Origin of the sequence: Bacteroides sp. LFL-34 (assembly GCF_027257075.1) — a bacterium.
Classification (GTDB): domain Bacteria; phylum Bacteroidota; class Bacteroidia; order Bacteroidales; family Bacteroidaceae; genus Bacteroides; species Bacteroides ovatus.
This window is the reverse complement of the sequence record NZ_JAPQKZ010000054.1, coordinates 20,575-39,774: the sequence shown is the minus strand read 5'-3', so window position 1 is coordinate 39,774 and position 19,200 is coordinate 20,575. Positions and strand designations below refer to the sequence as shown.

Annotated in this window: 16 protein-coding genes and 2 tRNA genes; 11 read left to right on the top strand and 7 right to left on the bottom strand. The window is 40.9% G+C overall.

Annotated elements, in window-relative coordinates; genetic code table 11:
- Positions 1-364: 364 nt before the first annotated feature.
- From N5O98_RS23310 to N5O98_RS23295, 4 genes are all read left to right on the top strand, one after another.
- The gene (locus N5O98_RS23310; RefSeq protein WP_118161240.1) at positions 365-1,114 is read left to right on the top strand and encodes a class I SAM-dependent methyltransferase; all 750 of its coding nucleotides are present in this window, start codon (positions 365-367) and stop codon (positions 1,112-1,114) included.
- A 117-nt stretch (positions 1,115-1,231) separates the two neighbouring features.
- A tRNA-Pro gene (locus tag N5O98_RS23305) sits at positions 1,232-1,306 on the top strand.
- Positions 1,307-1,340: 34 nt separating this feature from the next.
- A tRNA-Pro gene (locus N5O98_RS23300) sits at positions 1,341-1,415 on the top strand.
- Between the two features lie 536 nt (positions 1,416-1,951).
- A complete protein-coding gene (locus N5O98_RS23295; protein WP_004311658.1) occupies positions 1,952-2,461 on the top strand; it encodes a hypothetical protein in 510 nt (169 codons plus the stop codon).
- A gap of 282 nt (positions 2,462-2,743) precedes the next feature.
- Here N5O98_RS23295 and N5O98_RS23290 read toward each other — a convergent pair whose 3' ends face one another.
- On the bottom strand, positions 2,744-3,454 hold the full coding sequence (locus N5O98_RS23290; protein WP_004311659.1) for a tRNA1(Val) (adenine(37)-N6)-methyltransferase: 711 nt from the start codon (positions 3,452-3,454) through the stop codon (positions 2,744-2,746).
- 215 nt (positions 3,455-3,669) lie between these two features.
- On the opposite strand from N5O98_RS23290, the gene lon reads away from it, so the two are divergent.
- Genes lon through N5O98_RS23275 form a run of 3 tightly spaced genes read left to right on the top strand, consistent with a single transcriptional unit; the run spans position 3,670 to position 8,363 of the window.
- A complete protein-coding gene (gene lon, locus N5O98_RS23285) occupies positions 3,670-6,135 on the top strand; it encodes an endopeptidase La (RefSeq protein WP_004311661.1) in 2,466 nt (821 codons plus the stop codon).
- Positions 6,132-7,262 carry a tRNA guanosine(34) transglycosylase Tgt gene (gene tgt / locus N5O98_RS23280; RefSeq protein ID WP_004295910.1) on the top strand — a complete coding sequence of 377 codons (1,131 nt, stop codon included), beginning with the start codon at positions 6,132-6,134 and terminating at the stop codon, positions 7,260-7,262. The genes lon and tgt overlap by 4 nt, the downstream gene beginning before the upstream one ends.
- 3 nt (positions 7,263-7,265) lie before the next feature.
- Positions 7,266-8,363 (top strand): LptF/LptG family permease, encoded by a 1,098-nt coding sequence (locus tag N5O98_RS23275; protein WP_004295909.1) that lies wholly within the window; start codon positions 7,266-7,268, stop codon positions 8,361-8,363.
- A gap of 232 nt (positions 8,364-8,595) precedes the next feature.
- Here the strand turns inward: N5O98_RS23275 and N5O98_RS23270 are convergent, their stop codons facing one another.
- The gene (locus N5O98_RS23270; protein ID WP_004295908.1) at positions 8,596-9,099 is read right to left on the bottom strand and encodes a thioredoxin-like domain-containing protein; all 504 of its coding nucleotides are present in this window, start codon (positions 9,097-9,099) and stop codon (positions 8,596-8,598) included.
- A gap of 266 nt (positions 9,100-9,365) precedes the next feature.
- On the opposite strand from N5O98_RS23270, the gene serB reads away from it, so the two are divergent.
- Positions 9,366-10,595 carry a phosphoserine phosphatase SerB gene (gene serB / locus N5O98_RS23265; RefSeq protein ID WP_004295907.1) on the top strand — a complete coding sequence of 410 codons (1,230 nt, stop codon included), beginning with the start codon at positions 9,366-9,368 and terminating at the stop codon, positions 10,593-10,595.
- 46 nt (positions 10,596-10,641) lie between these two features.
- On the top strand, positions 10,642-11,910 hold the full coding sequence (locus tag N5O98_RS23260; RefSeq protein ID WP_022199089.1) for a DEAD/DEAH box helicase: 1,269 nt from the start codon (positions 10,642-10,644) through the stop codon (positions 11,908-11,910).
- A 51-nt stretch (positions 11,911-11,961) separates the two neighbouring features.
- On the opposite strand, the gene N5O98_RS23255 is transcribed toward N5O98_RS23260, so the two are convergent.
- The 3 genes from N5O98_RS23255 to rfbC are packed head-to-tail and all read right to left on the bottom strand — an operon-like array spanning position 11,962 to position 14,684.
- The gene (locus tag N5O98_RS23255) at positions 11,962-12,759 is read right to left on the bottom strand and encodes a DUF4738 domain-containing protein (RefSeq protein ID WP_004295905.1); all 798 of its coding nucleotides are present in this window, start codon (positions 12,757-12,759) and stop codon (positions 11,962-11,964) included.
- Positions 12,760-12,795: 36 nt separating this feature from the next.
- Positions 12,796-14,109: a UDP-glucose dehydrogenase family protein gene (locus N5O98_RS23250; protein ID WP_004295904.1), complete on the bottom strand. Its 1,314-nt coding sequence runs from the start codon at positions 14,107-14,109 to the stop codon at positions 12,796-12,798.
- Between the two features lie 26 nt (positions 14,110-14,135).
- Positions 14,136-14,684 carry a dTDP-4-dehydrorhamnose 3,5-epimerase gene (gene rfbC, locus N5O98_RS23245; protein ID WP_004295903.1) on the bottom strand — a complete coding sequence of 183 codons (549 nt, stop codon included), beginning with the start codon at positions 14,682-14,684 and terminating at the stop codon, positions 14,136-14,138.
- Between the two features lie 90 nt (positions 14,685-14,774).
- Here rfbC and N5O98_RS23240 point away from each other — a divergent pair, with 90 nt between their 5' ends.
- Together N5O98_RS23240 and N5O98_RS23235 are read left to right on the top strand one after the other, a co-directional pair.
- Positions 14,775-15,860, top strand: a complete 1,086-nt coding sequence (locus N5O98_RS23240; RefSeq protein WP_004311673.1) for an SPOR domain-containing protein — start codon at positions 14,775-14,777, stop codon at positions 15,858-15,860.
- A gap of 18 nt (positions 15,861-15,878) precedes the next feature.
- Positions 15,879-16,412, top strand: a complete 534-nt coding sequence (locus N5O98_RS23235; protein WP_004295901.1) for an FHA domain-containing protein — start codon at positions 15,879-15,881, stop codon at positions 16,410-16,412.
- Positions 16,413-16,487: 75 nt separating this feature from the next.
- Here the strand turns inward: N5O98_RS23235 and N5O98_RS23230 are convergent, their stop codons facing one another.
- Both N5O98_RS23230 and N5O98_RS23225 read right to left on the bottom strand, forming a co-directional pair.
- Positions 16,488-17,927, bottom strand: a complete 1,440-nt coding sequence (locus tag N5O98_RS23230) for a tagaturonate reductase (protein WP_004295900.1) — start codon at positions 17,925-17,927, stop codon at positions 16,488-16,490.
- 26 nt (positions 17,928-17,953) lie between these two features.
- Complete coding sequence (locus N5O98_RS23225) at positions 17,954-19,021, bottom strand: LacI family DNA-binding transcriptional regulator (protein ID WP_004303151.1); 1,068 nt, start codon at positions 19,019-19,021, stop codon at positions 17,954-17,956.
- Positions 19,022-19,200: the final 179 nt, after the last annotated feature.

Here is a 19,200-nt window from a genome sequence, read left to right as displayed (position 1 = left end):
AGGAGCATTTTCTTTTTTTGATGTATATTTGTACGTTGTAGATATGACTTGTTGCATTGTAACTCTTAATGATGTGGTGTCTTTAAAGTTACTAAAAAGCAAACATATCTACAACTTTTTATAGGATTAAGAAAGAAGAAGAGGCAAACCGTCGAAATAAAAAAGAGATTACCACCAAATTTGACGAAGAACCATTATGTAGTATTTAAGTTTAAATCGTACAATTATCATTCAGCTCATTTCTGTACTGGAAATGAAACAAACTTTTGAGGTGGTTGCCTTGATTTATGTACACCTTAATTCTATAATATATAAATTAACTCCTATATTTGTACTTTTATTCAACTTATCCTCTTTATAAATTATGAAAGAAAACAAATATAATAATAGCCATTTCTTCAGTCAATATTCTCAAATGTCCCGTTCGGTAGAGGGCTTGAAAGGAGCCGGAGAATGGCATGTATTGCAGAAAATGCTCCCTGATTTTGCTGGGAAAAGAGTTTTGGACTTAGGCTGTGGATTCGGCTGGCATTGCGCCTATGCAACAGAGCACGGAGCAACACACGCTACCGGAATTGATATTTCGGAGAAAATGCTCGAAGAAGCTCGGAAAAGAAACCCTTCTCCACTCATTGAATACCAATGTATGGCTATCGAAGATTTTGATTTCCAGCCAGATTCTTATGATATTGTCATCAGCTCGCTAACCTTCCATTATCTCGAATCCTTTACGGATATATGCCGAAAAATCAATAACAGCCTGACTCCGGGAGGCACTTTCGTCTTCTCCGTAGAACACCCGATATTTACGGCCTATGGCAATCAGGATTGGCATTACGACCAGGACGGGAAGCCTATTCATTGGCCGGTAGATCGTTATTTTACGGAAGGCAGACGCACAGCAGTCTTCCTGGGCGAAGAGGTTATCAAATACCACAAGACGCTGACTACGTATATAAACGGTCTCCTTCAAACCGGATTTGAGATATGCGAACTTATAGAGCCACAACCGGACGAAAGCTTACTGGATATCATTCCGGGAATGAAAGATGAATTGCGACGCCCCATGATGCTTCTGATCTCTGCCAATAAAAAAAGTGAGACCGCAAAGTGATGAGATTCAAGGTATTGAGAAATAATAGGTAAAAAACATTCGTTTAGCTATTGTTAATTAAAAAATACTCCCTATCTTTGCACCGCTTTTGAAAAGAACAACCCTTCAAAAAAGTAGCGGGGTGTAGCGCAGTCCGGTTAGCGCACCTGCTTTGGGAGCAGGGGGTCGTGGGTTCGAATCCCGCTACCCCGACTACAAAGAAAAAGGAAGTTCTGTTGAAAGTTTTCGGGGTGTAGCGCAGTCCGGTTAGCGCACCTGCTTTGGGAGCAGGGGGTCGTGGGTTCGAATCCCGCTACCCCGACGAAGAAAATCAAGTCAAGATTCACAAAATAAAGCCAGTACAATTAGTATTGGCTTTTTTATTATATATAGGATAAGTGTAATTATCCCCGTTTGGGGGCAAATAAAAAGGGCAATTCTTTGAACTATCTTTGAACAGGTTTCTAGCATTATCCTCATTTTCTTATTTAATTTAGAGTAAAAATCTATTTTGTTAACTTTACTACCCTTTTATTTTGGCGTTATCAATGTTTTGCGTTAACTTTATAGCGGAAATACAAACATTGTTTATAGAGAAAACGATAACAAACAAAATACTTAAACACATGAAGAAAACTCTGCTGATGCTCGTTGTTATTTTCATTTCACTATATTCGCATTCACAAAGTCCCTTTCTGAATTTTAGAATTCCAGAAGAATCAAATAAGCGTATCATTGGATATTCTTCAAGTAATAAAATAAATGTTTTTTTGAATATAAAATATCAATCTTGTAATACTCTAATACAGTATTACAAACAGGATTCTAATAAATTGATTGTGTAACAAAAATAACGATATGATGAAAAAGTTTTTTTATTTGAGTGCGATACTAGCCATAGTTTTGGTTTCATGTAATTCAGAAAAGGAGTATATAGCAAAACTCTCTAATACCGCTTCTATGATTGAGAAAGAAGCTGATTTAAGTGAAGCAATAGCTCTTCATTATTGTGATACTTGGAGAAAAGTAATTTACGATCATGAATACAATGGAGAATATTGCACTGATTTCAATGAAGCCTTAGCGAAGCATCAAGAGTTTATTATCACAACAGATACCTATAAGAGACTAAAACAAAAGAAAGATTCAATCGAGGCTATAATGCCACAACTAAATGATTATCCTTCAAGTTGTAAAGATGCTTATAATGAGTTAGTATCAATATATGCAGATGCAGATGAATTATTCAGATTCGCAGATGAGCCTAGGGGTTCTTTATCTACATACTCAACAAAAACGACAGACCTTTATCAAAAGATAGAAAAGTCACTGAAAGAATTTAAAATAAAGCATATACAAAACAAATAATTTAAAAGAGTAGTATAGTTATTGTAGCAGCTTATTGAATTTAAGACTATCAAAAGACAAAATAATAATTTCACTTCAAGAGCAACTTCAGAAAATACTGCTAGCAAATAGTGTTCAAAAGCTAGAAATTACTCTTTTGAATTATGAGTTAGAAAGGAATAGAACGAAGATCTCAAAATAGCGTTTTTGAACTAGCTTTGAAATAGTGACGGTATATGACAGCGATACCGTCACTATCGCAAGCATATACCGTCACTATCTTTACCGGATAGCGTCACCCTTTTACATGTTCAAATAATAATCCCGGGTTAGCGTCATATATTCCTCGCTATATTGATGACGAGCCAGTTCTGTCAATAGTTCTTCTACAATGCACTCTTGATTGGAAAAAGAAAAAGTAATCAAAACACGTTTCGGAATACCGCCGGGTTTAGTGATTACATTCAGTTGACGGACTGCATATAATTTCTTTATAGAAGCTATCTTTTTTACCCGTTCAGCTACATCTGCCGGAATCACCACTGTAAAAAATCCGTTTTCTGTCAATAATCCGCTTACTCCTTCCAACAAATCTTCATAGGTCAAAGAATCATTGTGACGCGCCGCGGCTCTCTGACGATCCGGACATTCCAGCGAATCGACAAAATAAGGAGGATTAGAAACAATTACGTCGAATTTATCCGAAGACCTGTATTTCCTAAAATCAGCCTGCACCACCTCTACCCGCTCCTTCCAGGGCGAACGAATAATATTTTCCCTGGCTTGCCCGACAGCCGCTTCATCTATTTCCAACGCTACAATATTTGCATCCGGCAAACTGCGTTGCACCAACATTAAAGCTACCAACCCTGTTCCCGTCCCAATATCCAAAATCCGGTGCGCACTTTCAACGGAAGTCCAAGCTCCCAGAAGCACCCCATCCGTACCGACTTTCATGGCACATTTATCATGCCATACCGTAAATTGCTTAAATTGAAAATAAGGATTCGACATTTTATCCGTTTATCTTAAAGCCGTTTTATACTATTATTTTATTGCAAATCGCCAAAAATAAATAATAATTATGGAATACTCCCTTTACAAGCCGATATTTTGGCATTGTTTTTGTGTTTTTATTCTGCGCAGTGCTTTATTATTAGAGAGAATCAATTAACTTTGCAAACGATTTATGCATATCAATATGACATAAACTAAATTAAAACGAAAAAATGAAAGAAAGATATTTATTGGAAGATGGAGGCGATAACAACTTCTCGCTAATCACAGACTATGATGGGAACGATGAACAAGCATTTGATGTAAATGTGAAATCTGGTGAAATTCTTCCGGTACTCCCCTTACGTAATATGGTATTGTTTCCTGGAGTATTCCTGCCGATCACGGTAGGCCGTAAGTCTTCTCTGAAACTCGTACGAGATGCTGACAAGAAACATAAAGATATTGCAGTAGTATGCCAGAGATCGGCACATACAGAAGATCCGAAACTGGAAGATTTACACAATATCGGTACCGTAGGACGAATTGTGCGGATATTGGAAATGCCGGATCAGACAACAACAGTCATTCTTCAGGGAATGAAACGTTTAAGTCTGACTAGCATCATCGAAACTCATCCGTACCTGAAAGGTGAAATAGAACTTTTGGAGGAAGATGTCCCCGGCAAAGATGATAAAGAGTTTCAAGCCCTGGTGGAAACTTGCAAGGACTTGACAATGAGATACATCAAATCATCAGATGTGATGCATCAGGATTCGTCGTTTGCTATTAAAAATATCAACAACTCAATGTTCCTGGTCAATTTCATCTGCTCAAACCTGCCGTTCAAGAAAGATGAGAAGATGGACTTGTTGAGCATCAACTCATTGCGTGAACGCACTTATCACTTACTGGAAATTCTGAACCGCGAAGTGCAACTGGCAGAAATCAAGGCATCCATCCAAATGCGTGCCCGCGAAGATATCGACCAGCAGCAACGCGAATACTTCCTGCAACAGCAGATCAAAACCATCCAGGATGAACTGGGTGGCGGCGGTCAGGAGCAGGAAATAGAGGAAATGCGCCAGAAGGCAGAAAGAATGCGCTGGAATTTAGAAGTCAGAGACACGTTCATGAAAGAACTTGCCAAACTGGAACGCACTCATCCGCAATCTCCGGATTACAGCGTACAGCTCAACTATCTGCAAACGATGCTCAATCTCCCATGGGGTACTTATACAACTGACAATCTGAACCTTAAAAACGCAGAAAAGACGTTGAACAAAGACCATTACGGACTGGAGAAAGTAAAAGAGCGTATTTTGGAACACTTAGCCGTATTAAAGCTGAAAGGTGATATGAAATCACCGATTATCTGCTTGTATGGCCCTCCGGGAGTGGGTAAAACATCTCTTGGAAAATCCATCGCATCTGCGCTCAAACGGAAATATGTACGTATGTCTTTAGGTGGTGTGCATGACGAAGCAGAGATTCGCGGTCACCGTAAGACTTATATCGGTGCTATGCCCGGACGAATTATCAAGAGCTTAATAAAAGCCGGTGCGTCCAATCCTGTCTTCATCCTGGATGAAATAGACAAAGTCAGCGCCGACCGTCAGGGAGACCCTTCTTCTGCATTGCTGGAAGTGCTCGACCCGGAACAGAACACATCTTTCCATGATAACTTCCTGGATGTAGACTATGATCTCTCCAAGGTATTGTTTATTGCAACAGCCAATAACCTGAATACAATCCCCGGTCCATTGCTCGACCGTATGGAATTGATTGAAGTAAGCGGATACATCACAGAAGAAAAAGTAGAGATTGCCCGCAAGCATCTGCTGCCCAAAGAGCTGGAAGCCAACGGACTCAAAAAGACAGATATTAAACTTCCCAAAGATACACTGGAAGCCATAATCGAGTCATATACCCGTGAAAGCGGTGTTCGTGAGCTGGAAAAGAAGATCGGTAAGATTCTTCGCAAATCGGCCCGCCAATATGCTACGGACGGTTATTTTGCCAAGGCGGAAATCAAACCGACAGATTTGTATGATTTCCTTGGAGCACCGGAATATACACGCGACAAGTATCAGGGAAATGATTACGCAGGTGTAGTCACCGGATTGGCATGGACAGCTGTCGGGGGCGAAATCTTATTTGTAGAAACCAGTTTGAGCCGTGGCAAGGGCGGACGTCTCACACTGACAGGTAACCTGGGAGATGTGATGAAAGAATCTGCCATGCTGGCACTTGAATATATCAAGGCGCACGCTTCTGTTCTTAGTCTGGATGAAGAGATTTTTGACAACTGGAATATCCATATCCACGTTCCTGAAGGGGCTATTCCGAAAGATGGTCCGTCAGCAGGTATCACGATGGCCACTTCACTGGCTTCTGCCCTGACTCAAAGAAAAGTGAAAGCCAACATTGCCATGACGGGAGAAATCACTCTTCGCGGCAAAGTGCTTCCTGTGGGTGGCATCAAGGAGAAGATATTGGCAGCCAAACGTGCCGGAATCAAGGAAATCATCATGAGTGCCGAGAACAAAAAGAACATAGATGAAATTCAATATATTTATTTGAAAGGACTGACTTTCCACTATGTAAACGATATAAAAGAGGTATTCGCTATTGCATTGACTAACGAGAAAGTAGCGGATCCTATTGATTTATCTGTTAAGAAACCCAGCCAGGAATGACATTTGAGTTACAATATACAGACACTAAAAGTAATGCCCGTGCCGGTCTGATAACAACAGACCACGGGCAGATACAAACACCTATCTTCATGCCGGTGGGCACACTGGGCACTGTGAAGGGAGTACATCTGACCGAATTGAAAGAAGATATCCAGGCACAGATTATTCTGGGTAATACCTATCACCTCTATTTGCGTCCGGGACTGGATGTGATCGAGAAAGCAGGCGGGCTGCACCGTTTCAACGGTTTCGACCGCCCCATGCTGACTGACAGCGGTGGTTTTCAGGTATTTTCATTAGCCGGAATCAGAAAACTGCGTGAAGAAGGAGCCGAATTTCGTTCGCATATCGACGGAAGCAAGCACATCTTCACTCCGGAGAAGGTGATGGACATAGAACGTACGATCGGTGCGGATATTATGATGGCTTTTGACGAATGTCCTCCGGGTGACTCGGATTACGAGTATGCCAAAAAGTCATTGGGATTAACCCACAGATGGCTCGACCGTTGTATACAACGTTTTAACGAGACAGAACCTAAATACGGTTATAATCAGTCTCTCTTCCCCATCGTGCAGGGATGTGTTTATCCCGACCTGCGCAAGCAATCTGCAGAGTTTGTTGCGTCCAAAGGTGCTGACGGGAATGCCATCGGTGGTTTGGCGGTAGGCGAACCGGTAGACAAGATGTATGAAATGATCGAAATTGTCAATGAAATACTTCCTAAAGACAAACCCCGTTACCTGATGGGTGTCGGAACTCCTGTCAACATTCTTGAAGGAATAGAACGCGGTGTGGATATGTTCGACTGCGTTATGCCTACAAGAAACGGACGAAATGGCATGTTGTTCACCAAAGATGGCATTATCAATATGCGGAACAAGAAATGGGAAACGGACTTCTCTCCCATCGAAGCCGACGGAGCCTCTTGCGTGGATACATTATACAGCAAGGCTTATTTGCGCCATCTTTTCCATGCGCAAGAGCTACTGGCTATGCAAATTGCCTCCATACATAATCTGGCATTCTATCTGTGGCTGGCAGGGGAAGCAAGAAAACACATTATCGCCGGAGATTTCTCGACCTGGAAACCAATGATGGTCAAAAGAGTATCAACTAGATTATAAGAAATGAAAAGCAATCGATTTATAAAACGGCTGGACTGGTATATCATCAAGAAGTTCTTGGGGACATACGTATTTGCTATTGCACTAATCATTTCTATTGCAGTGGTATTCGACTTCAACGAAAAGATGGACAAACTAATGGAGCATGAAGCTCCATGGGATAAAATTATCTTTGAATACTACATGAACTTTATCCCCTATTTCTCCAATCTGTTCAGTCCGTTGTTCGTATTCATTGCTGTTATTTTCTTTACCTCCAAACTGGCAGAAAACTCCGAAATTATTGCGATGTTCTCCACCGGTATGAGCTTTAAGAGGATGATGCGCCCTTACATGATTTCTGCCGCTATCATCGCCCTCGTCACTTTCACACTAAGTTCGTATGTGATTCCGAAAGGAAGTGTTACGCGTCTGAATTTTGAAGACCGGTATATCAAACCAAAGAAACAAAACTCGGTAAGCAATGTGCAGCTGGAAGTGGATAGCGGAGTGATTGCATATATCGACAACTATAACAACGCAATGAAAACCGGTAACCGCTTTTCATTGGACAAATTTGTGGATAAAAAGCTGGTTTCACATTTAACTGCACGACGGATTACGTACGACACCACCACCGTTCATAAATGGACGATCCACGATTATATGGTACGCGAACTGGATGGTTTAAAGGAAAAAATCACTAAAGGAGACCGGATAGACTCTATCATCAACATGGAACCTTCTGACTTTCTTATCATGAAAAATCAGCAGGAAATGCTGACCAGTCCCGAATTAAGCGATTATATCGCCAAACAGAAACGAAGAGGATTTGCCAACATCAAGGAGTTTGAGATTGAATATCACAAACGAATCGCTATGTCATTCGCCTCTTTCATCCTTACCATCATCGGTGTATCGCTTTCGTCCCGAAAAACGAAAGGCGGTATGGGGCTTCATCTGGGTATCGGATTAGGATTAAGTTTCTCTTATATCCTGTTCCAGACGATTACTTCCACCTTTGCCGTGAACGGAAATGTGCCGCCTGCCGTTGCAGTCTGGATTCCTAATATCCTTTATGCAGGTATCGCATTCTTCTTGTACCAGAAGGCACCTAAATAAAAGGTAGGCAAGCCTTCCGCAGTCTTCACGGATTCTATCCATAGATTGCCCCAAGGTTTTGGATGCACCGGATAAACGAAGAGTATAAAAGTAGAAGTTCCGCCTATTCTTGCTAATGCAAGTGTAGGCGGAACTTTTTTGTTGTATCCATTTCCTCTTTTGTCTATTCTCCATTATTTTCACCTGACGGTGATTTGGAAAATCCCTCTTCCTCCTTATATTCTTAAAATCGTTAACCGACTTCTTTTACATAAGCAGAAAGATCTGCAGCAGAGATGTTTTTGGCTATAATTACACCATTTCCATCCAATAAATAGTTAGTGAATCCCCGGTTTAAACGGTACTTCTTAAATAAGCCGGAATCCTCGCCTTCTGTTTCCACGAAACAAGTGGGCGTAACTATTTGATCCTTACGAACGGTTTCCTTAAATATTGACTGATATTCGTCAAATGAAATAGAAACCATTTCCACATTATGAGAAGAACGAAGCGCATTGCTCAAACTTACATTTTGCATCCGGGACTGCGCGTCATAACTTGCCCAAAAACTTAGCAACACGTATTTACCTTTCAAATTTCCCAATTTAAAGGCGGGTTGCCCGTTTGACGTAGATTCGATTTTAAAATCAGGGGCTACGTCACCCTCACTCAAACCTCCGGTAGGTTTGTCTTTCTCAACGAAAGCGGTCAAGGAACAAATCAGTAATACAACAAAAATCCATTTTACATGCTTCATGTAATTCGGTTTTAGTTAATACTATCCGGGACTGTCCTTAAACAGTGGTTTCTTCCCGAAACGTTGTCTTTTCAGGCATCAGGCGAAGAGGAATCCGCTGATTATCAGAGCCTTTATTTTTGAAACCGGGTGCAAAGGTAAGCAAATATTAAATTAACTTCCAAGCAAATAAGCAAAAATCTCACTTTTGGGGTATAACTTTTTATGTTATTTAGCATAAAAACGAACTTTTTTCTCTACTTTTGCAGCGTTAAAGTCTATTTCTTATGCAACCATCAAATACTGAATTGATTCTGATTCGAGTTACCGGCGAAGATCGCCCGGGACTGACTGCTTCCGTGACCGAAATCCTTGCCAAATATGATGCCACGATTCTTGATATCGGCCAGGCAGATATTCATAATACATTATCGCTGGGTATCCTGTTCAAGAGTGAAGAAAGACATTCCGGATTCATTATGAAGGAATTGTTGTTCAAGGCTTCTTCCTTGGGAGTGACCATCCGGTTTGAACCTATCACCACCGAGCAATATGAAAACTGGGTAGGTATGCAAGGGAAAAACCGTTATATCCTGACGGTTCTGGGACGCAAGCTTTCCGCCCGACAGATTTCTGCCGCTACAAGCATATTAGCCGAGCAGGGCATGAATATTGATGCTATCAAACGTCTGACAGGTCGTATCCCGTTGGATGAATGTCAGGCAGATGCACGCACCAGGGCTTGCATCGAATTTTCAGTGAGAGGTACTCCGAAAGATCGCATTGCGATGCAGGAGAAGCTGATGAAATTGGCCAGCGAACTGGAAATGGACTTTTCTTTCCAACAGGATAATATGTACCGTCGTATGCGCCGTCTGATCTGTTTTGATATGGACTCTACATTAATCGAAACAGAGGTGATTGACGAACTGGCTATCCGTGCCGGTGTAGGCGACGAAGTAAAGGCCATCACAGAAAGCGCCATGCGTGGAGAAATAGACTTTACAGAGAGCTTTACCCGCCGTGTAGCACTATTGAAAGGGCTGGACGAATCGGTAATGCAGGAAATAGCCGAGAGCTTGCCTATCACGGAGGGCGTAGAACGGCTGATGTATGTATTGAAGAAGTACGGTTACAAAATCGCCATCCTTTCGGGAGGATTCACTTATTTCGGTCAATACCTGCAAAAGAAATACGGTATAGATTACGTCTATGCCAACGAACTGGAAATTATTGACGGCAAACTGACCGGACGTTACCTGGGAGATGTAGTAGACGGAAAACGGAAAGCCGAACTGCTCCGCCTCATTGCACAAGTGGAAAAGGTGGATATTGCACAGACCATCGCCGTAGGAGACGGAGCTAACGACCTCCCTATGCTAGGGGTTGCCGGACTGGGAATTGCTTTCCACGCAAAGCCTAAAGTGGTGGCAAATGCCAAGCAATCGATCAACACTATCGGACTGGATGGAGTGCTCTATTTTCTCGGATTCAAAGATTCTTACTTGAATATGTAATTAGACAAAAAAATAGATTATCTTTGCTGACAAATTAAATAAAAGAATGAAGTTTTCCGAACTACAATTAAATGCAAATGTGCTTGAGGCGCTTGATGCCATGCGATTTGACGAATGTACGCCTATACAGGAGCAGGCAATTCCAATCATACTTGAGGGTAAAGATTTGATCGCAGTAGCACAGACAGGAACAGGTAAAACGGCCGCGTTTCTACTGCCTGTATTGAATAAATTATCTGAAGGTAAACATCCGGAAGATGCGATTAATTGTGTCATCATGTCTCCTACCCGGGAATTGGCCCAACAGATCGACCAGCAAATGGAAGGGTTTTCCTATTTCATGCCGGTATCGAGTGTTGCCGTATACGGTGGAAATGATGGAATATTGTTCGAACAACAGAAAAAAGGACTCACTTTAGGAGCTGATGTTGTTATTGCTACTCCCGGACGTCTGATCGCCCATTTAAGCCTTGGATATGTAGATCTTTCCAAGGTTTCTTATTTTATTCTGGATGAAGCGGACCGGATGCTCGACATGGGATTCTATGAAGATATCATGCAAATTGCGAAATATCTGCCGAAGGAACGACAGACAATCATGTTTTCTGCAACAATGCCTGCAAAGATTCAGCAATTGGCAAACACAATCTTAAATAATCCGTCAGAGATAAAGCTCGCAGTTTCCAAACCTGCAGAAAAGATTATTCAGGCAGCATACGTTTGCTACGAAAATCAAAAGCTGGGAATCATACGCAGTCTTTTTATGGATGAAGTTCCGGAACGTGTGATTGTCTTTGCATCTTCTAAAATCAAGGTCAAGGAAGTAGCCAAGGCTTTGAAATCCATGAAACTGAACGTAGGGGAAATGCATTCGGATCTGGAACAGGCTCAACGGGAAACTGTTATGCATGAGTTTAAAGCCGGACGAATCAATATATTGGTAGCTACGGACATCGTTGCACGTGGTATAGATATCGATGATATCCGCCTGGTTATCAACTTCGACGTGCCTCACGACAGCGAAGACTATGTACACCGTATCGGACGTACAGCACGTGCCAACAATGATGGTGTAGCACTTACGTTCATCAGCGAGAAAGAACAAAGTAACTTCAAAAGTATTGAGAACTTCCTGGAAAAAGAGATTTATAAAATTCCTATTCCTGAAGAATTGGGAGAAGCTCCGGAATACAAACCGCGTCCTTTTAGCAAGGGCAAGGGTGGCAACTATAAAAGAAAAGATTTCCGGGGAAAAAGGAATAATAATAACGGAGGAAAGAGAAATAACCGTCCGTCTCCCCCCAGACAAAATTAAAGCAAGGCTTTTTTAATCCGGCACTATACGATCTGAATGTATGGTGCTTTTTTATTTGGATGAAGTGATAGTCAAATCTCCTTTAAAACTTACTTCCATATTTACAATGCTATATATGGAAGTTTCCGGAATGGCCAGGACAGCTTGATAATGAAAACCGTTCCGGTCTACTTTCATAAACTTTGTATCTGACAGGATGGATTGCTCCAGAAAATCGACAGGAAGTACTTTGTCAAACATCTGTTTGGTAACATCGCTGGCAAACAGGCTCTTTTTACCTTCATACACACAAATGTGCATCACATTATCATAGTATACATTATCCATGCTAATCCCGTCTTCGGAATAAGTCGTCTTGATGACTCTCATTTTAGAAGGATTAATATATACGTATGCGCGATAGCGAGTGCCATTATAGGTCACTACACTATCGCGTTTGGTTACTTCCGTATATGCCGGAATGACTAATTCCTGACGGACAAAATAGATTGAATCATTGGCATCTTCGGATTTATGCAACTTAATCACATCATCCGTTATGGAATGAAACCAGAATATATGTTCTGCCTGCTTATCAATCTTGTAATAAGTAGTATCATTTCCATAAGTATAAAGAGTATCCCGTATTATTTTAAATGCAATGGGAGTACTTTGTACATCTGCATAGTAGATAGTATCTCCTTCTACACGCATCAACGGGCTCTCCGTTTCATCGTCCAGCCAAATTCCCTGCAGTAGTCCTTTTGCACTAAGATCCTCTTTCTCTTGTTGAAGAGAATGGGGACTCTTATTGCCGCTACATGCCGCGAAAAAGATTGCCATTAACGATACAGCCACATTTTTCATCATCTATTTTAGTTTTTATATAAAGATACTCTTATTTTTTTATTTACCAATACAGTGATAAATAAATCCGAGTTCTTCCATCTCTTTTTTATCATATATATTACGTCCGTCCAACACAATCTGCCGGGACATCGTTTTCTTGATAACGGCCCATGAAGGCAGACGGAATTCTTTCCATTCGGTAACCAACATCAACACATCAGCATCCAGTACGGCATCATACATATCGCAAGCATAATAGATAGTATCACCAATCCTGCGCTTACATTCTTGCACGGCAGCCGGATCGTATGCGCGTACTTTACAACCTGCTTTCAGCAATTTATCGATCAGGACTAATGCCGGAGCCTCACGCATATCATCCGTTTCCGGTTTAAATGCCAATCCCCACAAAGCAACAGTCTTACCCTGCAAATCACCATTAAACTGTTTCATTAACTTTTCGAACAAGACGCTTTTTTGGTTCTCATTCACTTCTTCCACAGCCGTAAGTACCCGCATGGTATAACCATTCTGTTCTGCTGTTTTAATCAATGCCTTCACATCTTTGGGGAAGCAGGAACCACCATATCCGATACCCGGGTACAGAAACTTACGTCCGATACGAGTATCCGAACCTATCCCACTACGCACCATATTCACATCCGCACCAACAATCTCGCACAAGTTTGCAATATCATTCATAAAGCTTATACGGGTTGCCAGCATCGAATTTGCCGCATATTTAGTCATTTCCGCAGACGGAATATCCATGAAAATCACACGGAAATTATTCAATAAGAATGGTTTATATAGTTTGGACATCAATTTCTCCGCACGTGCCGACTCCACTCCCACTACCACGCGGTCCGGGCTCATAAAATCACTGATAGCATTTCCTTCTTTAAGGAATTCCGGATTAGAAGCCACATCAAAATCAACCGTCACGCCTCTCTTATCCAGTTCTTCCTGAATAACCGCACGAACCTTACTGGCAGTGCCTACCGGAACGGTACTTTTGGTAACTACCAATTTATACTGTTTCATGTTGCGACCAATGGTACGGGCCACCTCCAATACGTATTTCAAATCAGCGCTGCCATCTTCATCCGGAGGAGTTCCAACTGCACTGAATATAACTTCCACTTCATCCAGACAACTTTCCAATGAGGTAGTAAACTTCAATCGCTTTGCTTTCATATTACGGAGTACCATCTCTTCCAATCCATTTTCATAAATTGGAATGTTCCCCTTTTGCAAAGATTCGATTTTCTCTTTGTTCGTGTCTACGCACGTTACATTCACGCCAATTTCGGCAAAACATGTGCCTGACACCAGACCCACATACCCTGTTCCCACGATTGCAATTTTCATACTTAATCTATTGTTTGTTTAGAAATTCATTCAAAATAAACGGCGTCCTTGAAAGCAGTTCCCTCTCTGTCTTTCGCAGATAATAACATTTGCGACTCTGCCAACGGCCAGTCGATCCCCAATGCTTCGTCATTATATAAAATAGAGGCTTCTGCCTGCGGAGCATACTTGTTATCTACCTTATATGTAAAAACAGCTTCTTCACTCAAGACAGCAAAGCCATGAGCAAAACCACGGGGAATAAAAAATTGTCTCTTGTTTTCTTCACTAAGCAATACACAAACATGCTTTCCAAACGTAGGCGATGATTTACGCAAATCAACGGCAACGTCGAGCACTTCTCCTTTAAGAACACGAACCAGTTTCGCCTGACTATGTTCTCCTTTTTGATAGTGCAATCCACGCAATACACCAAAAGATGATTTCGACTCGTTGTCCTGTATAAAGTTTACGGGACCAATATTGGCTTCAAACTCTTCTTTCTTATAGGCTTCCATAAAATAGCCTCGTTCATCGGAGAAAACTCTAGGCTCGATCAGCCATACTCCGTCTATTTCTGTCTGTATATAGTTCATTATTGATAGTGATAAATAAAACGATGCAAAAGTAGTGAATTTTTCGAAGTTTTCTGGGATATATTCAATTTATCTCTTAATTTTGCAGACATGATTGAATTGGCACAACATATAGAGACTTTACTACTGGAAAACGACTGCGTCATTGTTCCGGGATTTGGTGGTTTTGTAGCGCATTATTCGCCCGCAACCCGCGTAAAGGAAGAAAATATATTTTTACCTCCTACCCGTACAATCGGTTTTAATCCTCAATTAAAACTGAATGACGGCGTACTGGTGCAATCTTATATGTCAGCATACGACACAAGTTTTGCTGACGCCAGCCGTATAGTAGAAAAAGAAGTAAACGAATTTATCGGTCTCCTTCATGAGGAAGGGAAAGCCCATCTGGATAATATAGGCGAGATTCAATCTAACATTTATGGCAACTACGAGTTCGTTCCTTATGATTATAAGATAACAACTCCTTCATTATATGGTCTCGACTCTTTTGAAATACATGAACTTTCGGCTCTGCAGCAGAAAGAAAAAGTATTGGTACCGACTTATCAGGAAAAGGAAAAGAAGACTTTTGAAATTAGTATCAACCGCGCGTATCTCCGCAATGCTGCAGCAATGATTGCTGCCATCGTACTGTTCTTTGCCTTTTCAACTCCGGTAGAGAATACCGACGTTCAAAAGAACAATTATGCACAGTTATTGCCCAGCGAGCTTTTTGAGCAAATAGAAAAGCAATCGGTTGCAGTAACTCCTGTTTATGTTAAGAACGATGCTGCGCAACAAGCAAAGAAGCTTTCTGCTTCTTCTGCTTCAACCAAAACTTCATCTGCTAAAAAGCATACAACGGATAAAGCCAGGACTTCCAAACCGATCGCAGTAAGAGAAGTGAAAGTGGTAAAACAGGAAACAGCGACTCCTGCTCCTGCGGTGAAATCTCAAGAAAGTGCAAATCATCCTTTTCATATCATTGTGGCAGGAGGAATCAGCCTGAAAGATGCAGAAGTTATTGCGAACCAATTAAAATCAAAAGGATTTGCAGATGCAAAAGCTCTGAACACTGATGGTAAAGTACGTGTCAGTATCAGTTCATTTAACAACCGTGATGAAGCGACCAAGCAATTACTTGAGCTAAGAAAAAACGAAACTTATAAGAATGCCTGGTTACTGGCTAAATAAAAAACCCTTTTAAAAAGCATGAAACGAGTTCTTTGTCCTAAATGTGAGAATTATCTTTATTTTGATGAAACCAAGTATAGCGAAGGCCAATCACTGGTATTTGAATGCGAACATTGTGGCAAGCAATTCAGTATCCGGTTAGGAAAAAGTAAAGTTAAGGCTCTTAGAAAGGAAGAAAACCTGGAAGAAGAAGCTGAATCTCATAAAGAAGAATTCGGATATATCACTGTTATCGAAAATGTATTTGGTTTTAAACAGTTACTTCCCTTGCAGGAAGGTGACAATGTCATAGGCCGCCGTTGTGTAGGAACAAACATTAATACTCCCATTGAAAGTGGTGATATGAGCATGGATCGACGCCATTGCATCATCAATATAAAGCGTAATAAGCAAGGAAAGCTAGTCTACACATTACGAGATGCTCCTAGTCTCACAGGTACTTTCCTTATGAATGAAATTCTGGGAGATAAAGACCGTGTACGTATTGAAGATGGCGCTATTGTGACAATTGGAGCTACTACATTTATTTTGCATACGGCTGAACAAGAATAATAAATAACTTGATAATAAAAAATAGCGCCACTTGTTCAGAGGACAGTGGCGCTATTTTTTTATTTAGTCTTCTAATTACAGAATACCTTTAACGGTCTCAAGCATTCCTTTTTCCTGGATAGAATCCAAATCAGCTTTTACGGCTTCTGTCAATCCCGGAATCTTATTCAAATCTTCTCCCCAGATAAAATCTGCAGCCAGAACACCTTCGGCAACTTTCTTTGTGCAACCTGTTGCCCAAAGTTCTTTCAGCAGGTTCATGATTTCAGGAGCATCATTCGGAACAATTTCAGCACCATCAGCACGTACACCACCTTTATAATAAGTAATGATAGCGGCTAAACCAAGTACCAGTCCTTTAGGAAGTTCACCTTTACGTTCCAGATAAGTCTTCAATCCCGGCAAATCACGAGTTTCGTATTTAGGGAAAGAATTCAGCATGATGCTGGTTACTGCATGATCCACGAACGGATTGTTGAAGCGTTCCAATACATCATTTGCAAATTTCTCCAACTCATCCTTCGGCAAGTTCAAAGTTTCCATCAGTTCGTCAAACATTACCTTGTGGATATATTTGCCAATCACTTCGTGCTGGCAAGCATCACGTACAATATTCACTCCCGAGAGATAGGCAACCGGAGAAAGAACAGTATGCGGGCCATTCAACAAAGTAACCTTACGTTCGTGATAAGGAGCTTCTGACGGTACAAATAATACATTCAAGCCTGCCTTGTCAGCCGGGAACTCTTTTGCAACTTCCTGCGGAGCTTCAATAACCCACAAATGGAAAACTTCAGCCTGAACAACCAGATTATCATCATATTGCAGTTTTTCTTTGATAGCAGCAATATCCTTGCGCGGGAATCCCGGAACAATACGGTCTACCAATGTTGCATATACACCACAAGCTTCTTCAAACCAAGTTTTAAACTCATTACCCAGGTTCCACAATTCAATATATTGATAAATTGTTTCTTTCAACTTATGACCATTCAGGAAAATAAGCTCGCAAGGGAAAATAATCAAACCTTTTGTCTTATCACCATTGAATGTTTTAAAACGATGATAGAGTAATTGAGTCAGCTTACCCGGATAAGATGAAGCAGGAGCATCCTCAAGTTTACAAGCCGGATCAAAAGCAATACCAGCCTCTGTAGTGTTTGAAATAACAAAACGCATTTCAGGTTGCTCTGCCAACTTCATAAACTCGTCATTTTGAGTATATGGGTTTAAAGCGCGGCTGATTACATCAATCATTGTCAAGCTGTTAACAGCCTCTCCTTTATCCAATCCTTGAAGGTTTACATGATAAAGATCATCCTGTGCATTCAGCATATCGACCATACCTTTATCAATCGGTTGAACCACTACTACACTGCTGTTGAAATCAGCTTTCTGGTTCATGTTATAAATAATCCAATCTACAAATGCACGCAAAAAGTTACCTTCGCCAAATTGGATAATACGCTCCGGACGTTGTGTTTTAGGAGCAGTTTCTTTGTTTAATGCTTTCATGTTAGTTGTAATTTATAAAGTTGATATTATACAAATTCAAAATAAAAATCAATGTTTTCCTTTATCAGGATATCAATAGGCATGTATTTTACAGGTTCAACAGACTTCTTAAACACGACATGGTCGCACAACGCCTTCACCCCACAATATCCTTGCAAACCCGGACGTTGCCCGATTAAATAATGCACATCACCGGATTTTAATAAATCTACGTTTGCTTTCAGAAGGTCATATCCTATCAGTCCTTTCATGCTACGTCCCGCATGACGAAGATACTCTCCCAACTGATACACTCTGGAATTAAATACAACTCCCAGTAAAGCCTTCGGATGCGCCTGAAAAAACTCATCCAATGTCTGTTGGTTACTTTCCTGATCGGATTTATTAAGTACTACCTCATGGATTACCAAGTTATTATATTCTTCGGCAATGTAACTCATAAAACCATCCAAACGGCGTTGCATCTGTATTTCAGCCGGATTATCTTTATTGTTACTTAAAAACAAAACCAACTCCTGGCCTTCTCCTGCCGAATAATTGCGCATCAATATTTTCGCTGCGATATATCCGCTCTTATATGAATCCTGCCCGATATACGTCAACGCTTTCGCTTCTTCCATATTGAAATCGACAAAAGCATAAGCAATCTTATTTTCCTGTAAATAGGCTGTCAGCGCCAGTGTCTCTTCCCGAAAATTCGGAGAAATCAATACCGCATCCACATTCTTTTCTTTTATAGAAAGGCAGGCTTCCTGATAACTCTTCTCATCCCCATGGTGATAGCACAAATAATCTATACTCACATTAAAAGGACGTAATTCTTGCCGGGCACGCTCAATCCCCCCTACTACCGAATGCCAATAATCATGCTCTATATAATAAGGTATCAAACAGAGGAAAGAATATTTCTTTTTAGCAGCCAAACCGATAGCAAACACATTGGGCTGATAATGAATCTCATCCAACACCTTTTGTACTTTGGCTTTGCTTTTGGGAGACACGTCACCGCGATTGTGCAACACCCTGTCAACCGTTCCGGCGGAAACACCGGCCATACGGGCAATGTCTTTAATGGTATAGTTCTGGTCCTCCATAGTGCTAAAACTTAAATATTATAAATAATCGCTGCAAATATACGAATTATTTTGTTACTCCAAGTAAATTTTCTATTTTTGTGTTCGATAACGGTTAATAAAACTAAAACAAGATTTACGCCTATTAGCTTTAAAATCAATACTATATAGGTATAAATATAGAAAGTAATAATTTTATA